The organism is Aequorivita aquimaris (assembly GCF_001573155.1).
Classification (GTDB): domain Bacteria; phylum Bacteroidota; class Bacteroidia; order Flavobacteriales; family Flavobacteriaceae; genus Aequorivita; species Aequorivita aquimaris.
In genome coordinates this window covers 129758-142197 of record NZ_JRWG01000006.1, presented here as the reverse complement: position 1 = coordinate 142197, position 12440 = coordinate 129758, and the positions used below count along the sequence as shown (strand labels likewise).

At 41.1% G+C, this 12440-nt stretch carries 11 protein-coding genes and 1 riboswitch; of the genes, 10 read left to right on the top strand and 1 reads right to left on the bottom strand.

The annotated features are described in order from the left end of the window. Window positions 1-54 precede the first annotated feature (54 nt). The 7 genes from LS48_RS10825 (at window position 55) to LS48_RS10790 (ending at window position 8245) form a co-directional block, all read left to right on the top strand. Window positions 55-1098: a GSCFA domain-containing protein gene (locus tag LS48_RS10825; protein ID WP_062622540.1), complete on the top strand. Its 1044-nt coding sequence runs from the start codon at window positions 55-57 to the stop codon at window positions 1096-1098. A 135-nt stretch (window positions 1099-1233) separates the two neighbouring features. After that, on the top strand, window positions 1234-1761 hold the full coding sequence (locus tag LS48_RS10820; protein WP_131807721.1) for a Riean_0653 family protein: 528 nt from the start codon (window positions 1234-1236) through the stop codon (window positions 1759-1761). A gap of 170 nt (window positions 1762-1931) precedes the next feature. Further along, window positions 1932-3428: a T9SS type A sorting domain-containing protein gene (locus LS48_RS10810; RefSeq protein ID WP_078056420.1), complete on the top strand. Its 1497-nt coding sequence runs from the start codon at window positions 1932-1934 to the stop codon at window positions 3426-3428. Between the two features lie 307 nt (window positions 3429-3735). After that, window positions 3736-3978: a hypothetical protein gene (locus LS48_RS10805; protein ID WP_045079175.1), complete on the top strand. Its 243-nt coding sequence runs from the start codon at window positions 3736-3738 to the stop codon at window positions 3976-3978. Between the two features lie 5 nt (window positions 3979-3983). Next, window positions 3984-5783 (top strand): tetratricopeptide repeat-containing sensor histidine kinase, encoded by a 1800-nt coding sequence (locus LS48_RS15600; RefSeq protein WP_062622537.1) that lies wholly within the window; start codon window positions 3984-3986, stop codon window positions 5781-5783. 81 nt (window positions 5784-5864) lie between these two features. Continuing rightward, on the top strand, window positions 5865-6512 hold the full coding sequence (locus tag LS48_RS10795) for a response regulator (protein ID WP_062622536.1): 648 nt from the start codon (window positions 5865-5867) through the stop codon (window positions 6510-6512). 188 nt (window positions 6513-6700) lie between these two features. Continuing rightward, window positions 6701-8245, top strand: a complete 1545-nt coding sequence (locus LS48_RS10790) for a M20/M25/M40 family metallo-hydrolase (protein WP_062622535.1) — start codon at window positions 6701-6703, stop codon at window positions 8243-8245. A 106-nt stretch (window positions 8246-8351) separates the two neighbouring features. On the opposite strand, the gene metK is transcribed toward LS48_RS10790, so the two are convergent. Then, entirely contained in the window at window positions 8352-9605 is a 1254-nt protein-coding gene (metK, locus tag LS48_RS10785; RefSeq protein WP_062622534.1) for a methionine adenosyltransferase, read from the bottom strand. A gap of 3 nt (window positions 9606-9608) precedes the next feature. On the opposite strand from metK, the gene LS48_RS10780 reads away from it, so the two are divergent. The 3 genes from LS48_RS10780 to LS48_RS15665 all read left to right on the top strand — a co-directional run bounded on the left by LS48_RS10780 (window position 9609) and on the right by LS48_RS15665 (window position 12434). Further along, complete coding sequence (locus tag LS48_RS10780) at window positions 9609-9800, top strand: hypothetical protein (RefSeq protein WP_045079179.1); 192 nt, start codon at window positions 9609-9611, stop codon at window positions 9798-9800. A gap of 49 nt (window positions 9801-9849) precedes the next feature. Continuing rightward, window positions 9850-9968, top strand: a riboswitch (SAM riboswitch). A 126-nt stretch (window positions 9969-10094) separates the two neighbouring features. Further along, complete coding sequence (locus tag LS48_RS10775) at window positions 10095-11390, top strand: O-acetylhomoserine aminocarboxypropyltransferase/cysteine synthase family protein (protein ID WP_062622533.1); 1296 nt, start codon at window positions 10095-10097, stop codon at window positions 11388-11390. Window positions 11391-11426: 36 nt separating this feature from the next. Further along, on the top strand, window positions 11427-12434 hold the full coding sequence (locus LS48_RS15665; RefSeq protein WP_062622532.1) for an alpha/beta fold hydrolase: 1008 nt from the start codon (window positions 11427-11429) through the stop codon (window positions 12432-12434). The last annotated feature ends 6 nt before the right edge of the window (window positions 12435-12440 follow it).

Below are 12440 nucleotides of genomic sequence, written 5' to 3'. Positions count from 1 at the left end.
GGTAAAAATTACACCGCAAAGTTGCAGAGAACGCAGAGATTTTTAAAACTTAATATGAAGCTCCAAACCGAAATATCTTTAAAACCTGAAGAAAATCAAATAGATTATTCCTCCAAAATCCTTTTGATGGGAAGCTGTTTTTCGGAAAATATTGGAGGGAAGTTTGATTTTTATAAATTCCAAAATCTACAAAATCCGTTTGGGGTAATTTTCAATCCTGTATCGATTGAAAAACTGATTGTTCGCGCAATTGATGACGTATCATTTTCGGAAGAAGATATTTTTCAGCACAACGAAGTTTGGAAATGTTTTGACGTGCATTCCGAGCTTTCGGCTTTGGATAAAAACGAATTTTTGGAGAATCTGAATTCAGCATTACAAAACCTTCGCAAAGCTCTCTTTTCTGCAACGCATATCATTTTCACTTTTGGAACTTCGTGGGTTTACAGGACTGTCGACGCTTCGGCTCCGCTCAGCGACCGTGCTTCGGCTCCGCTCAGCGACCGTGCTTCGGCTCCGCTCAGCACAGGCGAAATTGTAGCCAACTGCCATAAACTTCCGAAGCAACATTTTCAAAAGGAATTGCTTTCCATCGAAACCATTTCAAAAAGCCTTCAAACTATTTTCGATAAAATTTCAACAATAAACCTAGCCGCGACAATTATAAACACCGTTTCGCCCGTGCGGCATATTAAAGATGGTTTCGCGGAAAATTCACTCAGCAAAGCACATCTGATTTCCGCGATCCACCACTTCTTAAATCTAAAATCGGCTCCCGATAGCTTTCGGGACGTAAATCGTAAATCCTTTTACTTTCCTGCCTTCGAAATCATGATGGACGAGTTGCGCGATTACCGTTTTTACGCCGAGGATCTGCTTCATCCAAACAGCACCGCCATCGAGCTTATTTGGCAGAAATTTTCACGAGTGTGGATTGCTTCGGAAACCGAAACCCTTCAAAAAGAAATTACGGCTGTTCAAAGTGGTTTAAATCACAGGCCCTTCAACCCAAATAGTGCTGAACACCTTCAGTTTTCGGAAAAACTTCAATTAAAAATTAGGGAGATTCAAAAACGGTTTCCGCACATTCGGTTTTAGAAAACTACAATCTAAAATCTCAATTCGTATATCAGAATACGTCAATTGCCCTATTGTAAAAACTTTCGGTTTGGGTCAATTTTGCTTCAACATTAATCACGTATTCGCCTATAGCGGAATATTAAACCAAACATTATGAAAACATTTAAAAAATCTATTTTAGTATTAATGGCAGTAGTTGCCGTAAGTTTAACTTCTTGTAAAAAAGATGATGATGGAGGCGATGACCCACAAGGCGGTACTGGAACATTTACTGCAAAAGTTGATGGAAACAACTTTTCAGGAATGCAAGGAACAGTAGTGGCTAGGGTGACCAATTCTGGTGCAGGACAAGCGATTGCCATTAGTGGTGGAACAGAACAGTCTGAAAACCTACAAATTATTCTCACGAGTTTTGATGGCGAAGGTAGCTATGATTTGAATTTTGTTAATATTGGCACATATAGTTTTTTACCAGATCCAAGTAACCCAGATCCTAATACAGTAGTTGTTTATTCAACTGTTGGAACCGGACAAGGAAACAATGGTACGCTAAACATTTCTAGTTACGACGGAAATACAATTAAGGGTACGTTTAATTTTACTGGTTATAATTTGAATAACACTAGTGAGAGTGTTTCAGTAACCGACGGCCAGTTCAATATTGAAGTGACCAATCAGTAATAAATATTTAAAGAAAATCTCTATGTTGAGGTTTTTACGTGGGCCGGGGGCGAAACGTGAGTTTTTCCTCCGGTTTTACTTTTCGTGTAATTAAGGCAATTGCCTTATTGTTTGAATCTCTTGCGATTTTAAACTTTGTAAAACTATTTAATTTATAAAACCAAGCTATTATGAAAATAAACTTACTTAAACCAACATTGTACTTGTTATGGTCAATAATGCTTACTGCCACTGTAAACGGCCAGTGGCAACAAAAAGGTGCTGATTTTTTTGGGTCTGAATTTGATTCAACGGGCAGCTCCATTTCTGTTAGCGCCGATGGAAACACGCTGGCCGTAGGAGCATACCAGGCCGATCCCAACGGGTCGTCATCGGGAAATATGCGCGTATTTTCGTGGAACGGGAATCAATGGGCGCAGCGAGGCCAAACCCTTGAGGGAGAGGCTGCCAACTATAAATTTGGATACAGCGCGTCCTTGACGCCCGATGGAAACAGGTTGGCCGTCGGGGCCACGGGTGCTATGGCCGGTGGAAGAGCTTCTGCCGGACACGTAAAGGTTTTTGAGTGGAACGGCACCTCCTGGCAACAACTCGGACCTACCATTGGCGGAGTTCTCAACGATATAAATTCAGGTTGGTCTGTGTCGTTAGACGAAAATGGCAATACCGTGGCCATTAGTGCCCCACTTGCCGGACCTTCGGGAACACAAATTGGGGAAGTGCGGGTCTATACCTTTGATGGTACCGACTGGAACCAAATGGGCAGTGCCATTGAAGGTGAGAATCAATATGATTATATGGGCCATTGCATAAAACTTTCCGCAGATGGAACAAGAGTGGCCATCGGCACGCATATGAACGACGATTTCGCGACGGATGCGGGCAGTGTTGATATCTACGAATGGAACGGCACCCAATGGAACCAGATGGGCAATAGGCTTACCGGTACTGAAGAAACCGATTGGTTTGGAAAATCGTTGGATTTTTCGGCTGATGGCAATCGGCTGGCAATAGGAGCTTGGCACCACGGAGCCGACCGCGGGCAGGTACGCGCATTTGAATGGGACGGAACGCAATGGCAACAGCTGGGCCAAGCCATAGATGGAGAAAATGACAACTATAATTTTGGTCATTCCGTAGCCCTATCGGCAGACGGCACCACCCTTGTCGCTGGGGCAGTACAGCATCCGGGCGGAGGAGATTTGCGTGGCCAAACCCGCGTATATAGGTTGGTTGGCAATACTTGGTACCAAGTAGATAGCGGGATCAACGGTCTGGTTGACGGCGACTTTGGGGGCTACAATACTGCCATTTCTGCCAGCGGCGAAACCGTGGTTATTGGCATGCCCCTTTCTTCTTCCCACGGAACATTCACGGGTGCCGTGCGTGTTTATGAGGGTGGAGTCTTGGGAACTCAGGACCTCCTTGCCGACAAGAAAATACTGGCTTTCCCGAACCCAACCCATGATCGGTTAATGTTGAAACTGCCAAAAACTTCTGAAACTATAATGGTTGCGCAATACAGCTTGCTGGGGCAGGTAGTGGCAAGTAAAAGGTATAATGACATGGCTGAAATTTCATTTGAAATGCAGGGTACGCCCGGCTTGTATTTGGTTTACGTTACGACCCGCTTTGGGGTACAATCATTTCAGATACTGAAAAATTAAACCAACGGTAAAGTAAGGCAATTGCCGTATTGAAACATAGATTTTAAAATGGCAACTTTGTTTTTAAATGTATGATCCAACGAAAAGGAAGGCGGCCACAAAACTTTGTGGGGATAGGGTGTAGGGGCCGTCTGAATTTTCAGGAATTAAGTAGCTAACTAACCTAAAAAACCGCTGATGAAGTGAGGAGCATTGGCAGTTTTTAAAAACCCTTGGGCTACCCCGGGGTTTATTTTTTTTACGGCAGTTACCCTATAAATTTATAAGGAAAGAAAATGTATCTTTAGTTTTTTAAAAGTCTCGGACTATGGGTTTAACAATTATATTCAGCAGCTTGCTCGTTTTTGGTGTCCTCGGGCTCTTGGGGTGGCATTATAAAAGGAAACAGGAGGCCACTGCACAGTTCCGAGGTCGGATGATCCAATTGGAAAATACTTTTAAGTTACACGGAACACAACTTCTTTTTCGGGAACAAGCGCTTTTGAAATATAATTTTCTGAAGTACAACTTATCGGCTGCGCTGCTTGAGCAACCCGAAATCCAATTATAAGTTTTATGCAGAACAATCTCCTCCAGCTTTTGCTGCTTCTGTTGGTTTGGAATCTTCATTCACAGGATATTCAACACCAGAAGGCCAAAATCGATTCCATAAATAAAATCTATGTGCAGGGGCTCAACCTCCCGCAGGATTCCATAGTTGCCATTTTTAAAAAAAACCTAAACGACGCCCGTAAAATAGAATATAAACTGGGCCAGGCTGATGCCCATTCCCAGTTGAGTTTGGTGTATGGATATCAAGGTAATTACGAAGAAAGCACCAAGCAAGCAATTAATGGGATCAAGATTTATGAGAAACTCGGCAAAATGGAGCGTGTGGCAGATTATTATGCGGAATTGGGTTATAGTATGAAATATCGCGATTTGCCCAAGGCCCTTAGCTATATGCAAAAAGGGAAAAATATTGCCGAAGCCAATAATTTTGAGAATGAACTAAAGGATATTTATAATAATTATGGAGTTTTAAAGGAAATAAATAAGGAGCTGGACAGTGCCCTGTTTTATTTTGAAAAGGGCTTGGAGATAAAGCTGAAACGTAACGATACTATTGGCATTCCCTACAGTTGGAGCAATATGGCCGGGGCATATGGTTTACAGGGAAATTTTTCTAAATCGAGGGAATATTTCAACAAATCGCTTCAGCAACGTTTACAGTGGGCAGATTCGTTGGGGATTGCCGAAAACTATACCCAATTGGGAGAAGTTTTTATTGCTGAGGAAAAATGGAGCAATGCAATTCCGCTAGTCCATAAGTCGTTGCCTATTTCAAAAAAGAAACAATATCAAAACCTCACCCAGTATAACTACAAACTGCTTTCTGATATCTATAAAAAATTAAAAAATACAGATTCGGCACTATTTTATTTTGAACAATATGCGGCAGTAAAGGACAGCGTTCACGGATTAAAGGTACAGGAAAGAATTGCGGCCTTGAACGTGGAATTTGAAACCGAAAAAAAACAAAACGAAATCCTACAACAACGCGCCCAGCTGGCAGAAAAGGATTTGGAGGTCCGCAGAAAAAACACTTTTATTTTTGGGAGTCTTGGACTGGCACTGATTCTCGGCCTGCTCGGGTATTTGCTCTACAACCAGCAAAAACTTAGAAACCGTCAACTTCAAAAGGAAAGCGAGTTAAAAACGGCTTTGGCAAAAATTGAAACCCAAAACAAACTGCAGGAACAGCGTTTGCGAATTTCTCGCGATTTGCACGACAATATTGGGGCGCAGCTCACTTTTATAATTTCCAGCATTGACAACCTGAAATTCGGCTTTACGGACATTGGTGAAAAACTTGGCAACAAACTTAGCGGAATCAGTGCCTTTACCTCGCAGACCATTTATGAACTGCGCGACACTATTTGGGCGATGAACAAGGAAAACATAACTTTTGAGGACCTGCAGGCCCGAATCGCCAATTTTATTGAGCACGCCAAAAACACTTCGGAAAAAACCGAATTCTCCTTTAATATTGAAGAGAGTGTTGATGAATCGCATGTATTCTCATCTGTCGAGGGAATGAATATTTACAGAATCATTCAAGAGGCGGTAAACAATTCATTGAAATATGCCGAAGCCGACGAAATCGAGGTGAATATTTCAAAAGGAGATGGGCAGTACCAAATTGAGATTACCGATAACGGAAAAGGATTCGAACCCGAGACTGTCGTTATGGGCAACGGCCTAAACAATATGAAAAAACGCGCTCGGGAGATAGGTGGTACACTTCAACTTAAATCCTCTAAGAAAGGAACTTCTATATTGTTGAGATTGGCGAAACCATTTATGGAGAAATAAACTAATACGGCAAATGCCCTATTTTCCGGTTGTCTTTTTTAAGCTAATTTCAGTATCTTTAAACGACTAACCAAAAAGAAAATGTTGAAACTCGCCATTGTTGACGATAATTCCTTCCTTATCCACGCCGTAAAGGAGAAACTTTCTTTTTTTGAAGATGTTTCGGTGAAGCATACCTCGTTGAACGGTAGTGAGCTGCTTACAAAATTGGAGGAAAACCACAACCTCGATTTAATTTTGATGGATATTGAAATGCCCGTTCTCAACGGCATTGAAACCACGCAAATCGTTAAGCAGAAATATCCGCACATCAAAATAATCATGCTTACGGCTTTTGACAATGACGAACATATTTTCAACGCCATAAAAGCGGGTGCGGACGGGTATTTGCTGAAGGAAATAAACCCAAAAGATTTATACGAAGGCATTTTGGAAACCCTTAATGGCGGTGCGGCGATGAACCCTTCAATAGCAATGAAAACATTGAAGCTGTTAAGAAACCCCATAGATATTCAAAACCTGAAAGACAAGGAGGAAATCTCCCTTTCCACCCGCGAGGTTGAGGTTTTGGAGCAGCTCAGCAAAGGTTTAAGTTATACGGTAATTGCAGATCATCTTTTTCTTTCGCCCAGCACGGTCCGAAAACACATTGAAAATATCTACAAAAAACTACAAGTGCACAGCAAGATTGAAGCGGTGCAAAAGGCGAAAAATCATAATATAATTTAAAGTACCAAAAAATTTAAAATCCAAATTCCAAAAGTCTAGATTTCTCGAAGCTAGGATAAGATTTCAATGGTTTTGACAAGTCTTGATGTTTTTTTGCTTACGATTTCCATAAGCTTTCAGTACTCCCAAATATATCGTAGTTTTAGATTTCATTTTTGAAAAAATCTTTGAAACCTAAAATACTTATTATGCAGAAGTTATCCCTTTACATCTTTCTCCTTTTATTACCATTACTGGGCTTTTCGCAGGAAAAGAACACCGTAATTGAAAACATCCAAAAAGAAGCCTACGAAAATTCACAATTAGAAATACTTGGGCACGAATTGCTGGACGATATCGGTCCGCGATTGGTTGGCACGCCACAAATGCAGCAAGCACACGACTGGGCAGTGGCAAAATATAAAAGCTGGGGTATTTCCGCAGAAAACCAACAATGGGGCGAATGGAAAGGCTGGGAGCGTGGCATAACGCATATCGATATGGTTTCGCCGCGCGTTCAATCTTTAAAGGGAACGCAACTTGCTTGGAGTCCCGGCACGTCGTCAAAAGGCGTAACTGCTGAATTGATTGTACTTCCCGAAATAAAAGATTCAATTTCATTCAGAAAATGGTTGCCAACCGTGAAAGGAAAATTTGTAATGGTTGCTATGAAGCAGCCCACGGGAAGACCGGACGACAATTGGAAAGAATGGGCCACACCCGAATCTTTTGAAAAAATGAAGACGGAAAGAGAAGAAATGACCAAAGCCTGGAACGAAAACATAAAACGCAGCGGCTACGACCGAAGAAGCATTATTCCAGCCTTGGAAGAAGCCGGCGCAATTGGCATTGTTGATTCGTACTGGTCCAAAGCTTTTGGCGCGAATAAAATTTTCGGGGCGCGCACCAAAAAAATTCCTACCGTAGATATTCAATTGGAAGATTACGGTATGCTTTACAGAATGGTGGAACACGGCGACAAACCAAAAATACACGTGGTTGCAGAATCTAAGGATTTGGGGGTAGTGCCTGCTTTTAACACCATCGCAGAAATTAAAGGCACTGAAAAACCTGAAGAATACGTAATCCTTTCAGCACATTTTGATTCGTGGGACGGCGGAACTGGAGCTACAGATAACGGCACTGGAACTTTGGTGATGATGGAAGCCATGCGAATTCTGAAAAAAGTGTACCCCAATCCAAAACGCACAATTTTAGTGGGCCATTGGGGAAGTGAAGAGCAAGGTTTAAACGGATCTTCTTCCTTCGTTTCAGACCATCCCGAAATCGTTAATAATATTCAAGCTGTTTTCAATCAGGACAACGGAACCGGAAGAGTAAAGCGTATTAATGGCGCTGGATTTTTACAGTCTTATGATTATATTTCACGATGGTTGCGTGCTGTGCCAGATACAATTCGCAAAAATATTGAAACCACTTTTCCCGGCTGGCCAGCAAGCGGTGGCTCAGACAATGCCAGTTTTGTGGCGGCCGGTGCACCCGCTTTCAGCTTGAGTTCTTTAAGTTGGGATTATTGGAATTACACTTGGCACACAAACCTTGATACCTATGACAAAATTGTTTTTGACGATGTCCAAAGCAACGTAATCTTAACCGCAATAATGGCCTATATGGCTTCGGAAGACGATTCAAAAACATCGCGGGAGCAAATTATTCTGCCAATTGATGATAAGACAGGAGAACGCCAAACTTGGCCAACGCCAAGGGTTCCCCAAAGAAAAGGAGGAATGTAATTTTTTAAATCACAAAAAAATAAATCCCAAATTCCAAAGAGTACACTTGGAATTTGGGATTTGTGTTTTGGAATTTATTTGGAATTTGGTGTTTGTGATTTGGAATTTAAATTCCAAATGCTTCCTTCACTTTTTCAACATAATCCAACTTCTCCCAAGTGAAAAGCTCCACTTCTTTTGTAATTTGTCCATTGTACGGGCTTTCAAAAGTTTTGGTAATCACTTCAGGATTTCTTCCCATATGTCCATAAGAAGCCGTTTCGGAATAAATAGGGTTTCTCAATTTCAACCTTTTTTCAATTGCGGCAGGACGCATGTTGAATATTTCTGAAACCTTTTTAGCGATTTCGCCGTCAGAAAGTTTTATGTTTTTAGAGTTGTAAGTGTTCACCAAAATTGAAGTTGGTTCTACTACGCCAATTGCGTAACTAACCTGAACTAAAATTTCGTTTGCAACACCTGCAGCAACTAAGTTTTTTGCAATATGTCGCGCTGCATAAGCCGCACTTCTATCAACTTTACTCGGGTCTTTTCCGCTAAAAGCACCGCCACCGTGCGCGCCTTTTCCGCCGTATGTATCAACGATGATTTTTCTTCCCGTTAAGCCGGTATCTCCGTGTGGGCCACCAATTACGAATTTCCCCGTTGGATTTATGTGGTAGGTAATATCGTCATTAAACAATTTTTGAACGTATTCGGGAAGTTGCTCTTTCACTCGCGGCATCAAAATTTCGGTTATATCCTTTTTGATTTTCGAAAGCATTTTTTCGTCTTCATCAAAGTCATCGTGCTGTGTGGAAACAACAATTGCAACAATTTTCTGCGGAATATTATCGTCGCTGTATTCAATGGTTACCTGGCTTTTCGCGTCGGGGCGCAGGTATTTTATTGCCGAATCTTCTCTGCGAAGTGCAGCCAATTCAATTAATATTTTATGCGAAATATCCAAGGCCAACGGCATATAGTTTTCGGTTTCCTTGGTAGCGTAGCCAAACATCATCCCTTGATCGCCAGCGCCTTGTTCTTCTTTATTCGCGCGGTCCACACCTTGGTTAATATCTTGTGATTGTTCGTGAATCAATGAAATAACTCCGCAGCTATCGCCACTAAATTTGTATTCGCCTTTTGTGTAACCAATCTTGTTAATTACATCGCGTGCAATATTTTGCACATCAAGGTAGGTATTGCTTTTCACCTCGCCTGCCAAAACAACTTGTCCGGTGGTGACCAACGTTTCGCAAGCTACCTTACTTTCAGGGTCGAAAGCCAAAAAATTATCTAAAAGCGCATCGCTAATTTGATCCGCAACTTTGTCTGGGTGTCCTTCAGAAACGCTTTCCGAAGTAAATAAATAGGCCATAAAATGGTTTTAAAATTTATAGTTTTCAGAAGATTTGACGAAAGCGCCGAAGGGAAGTTTTCACTGCCTTTAGCATTTTTTATTGAGGTTGCAATCAGTCAAATCTTTCCTCTTAATTTGTCTTGGGCAAAAGTAAAAAAATTAAACGAACCGCAATTTTATTTAAAGTTTTTTGGCGAAATATTTGGTTATTAAATTTTTCCGAACATATATTTGCACTCACAAAGTTCAAATCTTTACTGAAATGTTATCAAGAAAGGCCGAGGGAATAGACCCTATGACGCCTTAGCAACCCTTTCTCCGGAAAGAAGGTGCTACATTCTACAACAATCCTGAAAATTCAGAATTGATGATAGATAACGACAAGACAATTTCTTATCTGAAATTGCTTTTCAATTATTCTTTTTAACATTTTTCTATTAAAGTACGTCGCAAGGCGCATTTTGGCTTTTGTTTTAATTTTTTTATTAACTCAAAAAAACTAGAAAAATGAGTACACAAAACAATTTCGCAACAAAGTTGTTGCACGCAGGACACGATGCAACCGCCAACGGAGGAACCAGAGCGGTGCCAATTTACCAAACTTCCAGCTACGTTTTTAAAAATAGCGACCACGCTGCAAACCTGTTCAATCTTTCCGAACCCGGATTTATTTATTCGCGCCTTAACAATCCAACTTGCGATATTTTGGAAAAACGTTTGGCGACTTTGGAAGGGGGTATCGGCGCGGTTACCACTGCATCGGGCGCATCTGCCATTTCCACAACATTGCTGACACTACTTCGCGCTGGCGACCATATTGTGGCGTCCAGCAGTTTGTACGGCGGCACTTTCAATTTGTTGAACGTTACTTTACCGCGTTTGGGAATTACAACCTCTTTTATCGATGGTTCAAATCCTGAAAACTTTGGAAAAGCCGTAAAAGAAAATACTCGCGCAATTTTCATCGAATCCCTCGGAAATCCGAAGTTGGATGTTTTGGATATCGAAGCGATTGCCGCTGAAGCAAAGGCGAATAAAATTCCACTAATTGTGGATAATACGGTCGCTTCTCCGGCTTTGTTGAACCCTATTGCGCACGGTGCAAATATTGTAATCCATTCCCTCACAAAATACATCAACGGAAACGGGACAACACTGGGTGGTGCAATTATTGACGCAGGAAATTTTGATTGGGCCAACGGAAAATTCCCTGAATTTACCGAACCCTCCGCAGGTTATCACGGTTTAATTTATTCCGAAGTTTTAAAGGAAGCTGCTTTTATCGCAAAAGTACGCCTCGAGGGGCTTCGCGATTTCGGCGCGGCTTTGAGCCCGTTTAGCGCTTTTCAAATTATTCAAGGTTTGGAAACTCTGGAAATTAGAATTAAAAAACACAGCGAAAATGCGCTGAATATTGCCAAATGGCTTCAAAGTAGAGAAGAAGTAGCTTGGGTGAATTATCCCGGTTTGGAGGATAATCCGTATTTCAATTTCGCCCAAAAATACCTTCCCGAAGGGCAAAGTGGCTTGGTTACTTTTGGCGTAAAAGCTGGCTTTGAAGCTGCTAAAAAAGTAGTTGATAATGTGAAGTTATTTTCACTTTTAGCAAATATAGGAGATACCAAATCCTTGATAATTCACCCTGCTAGCACAACGCACCAACAGTTAAACGAAGCAGATCAAACGGCCTCGGGGGTAAGTCAAGATTTAATTAGACTTTCCGTTGGCTTGGAAAATATCGACGATTTAAAGACAGATTTGGAACAAGCTTTCAAGAGCGTTTTTAAAGAACAATTGGTTTAGAAAATCTCAAATCTCACGTCTCAAATCTCACGTCTAATGTCAAATATCTCAAATCTAACAATAGCAGATTGCACCACAAAAAGTGGAGTTAGCCTCAAAAATCTTCCCTTAAGCTACCAAGTTTTTGGGAAGCAATTGGGCACGGCTCCCGTGGTTTTGGTAACGCATGCGCTTACCGGAAACAGCAATGTTTGCGGTGAAAACGGCTGGTGGAAAGGTTTAATTGGCGCTGAGAAATGTGTCAATAGTGAAGCATTTACCATTCTCTCCTTCAACATTCCAGGCAATGGATACGACGGATTTTTAATTGAAAATTATGAAGATATCACCATTTACAATGTTGCCAAATGGTTTTTAACAGGATTGCAACAACTTAAAATATCGAAAGTTTTTGCAGGAATTGGAGGTTCTTTGGGTGGAAGTATTCTTTGGCAAATGGCAGTTTTGGAACCTAAATTATTTCAAAATATAATTCCAATTGCTACGGATTGGAAAGCGACGGATTGGTTAATTGCGCAATGCAGAGTTCAGAAGCAGATTTTATATAATTCTGAAAATCCTGTGCACGATGCGCGAGTTCACGCGATGACTTTCTATAGAACCCCGCAGTCTTTTAAACAGAAATTCAATAGAAGTTTAAACGAAGCGAAGCATATTTTCAATGTTGAAAGCTGGTTGCTGCATCACGGTGAAACCTTACAAAAACGCTTTCAATTGCAAGCCTATAAATTGATGAACCACTTGTTGGTTACCTCAGATTTTAAATCAGAGGAAGCGTTTTTGAGTATGGCATCTAAAATTGAAGGAAACATATATTTGGTGGGCATTGACAGCGACGGATTTTATTTAAGCGAAGAGATAAAAGAGACGTATTCCGCATTAAAACCTTTAAAAGACAACGTGCATTTTGCCGAAATAAATTCCATTCACGGGCACGATGCATTTTTAATTGAATACGAACAATTAACGGGAATTCTGAACCCCATTTTTAATTCAGAAGTAGTTACAAAAACAAAAAATTATGAGCACGCAAGTATTGGATAATCCGGT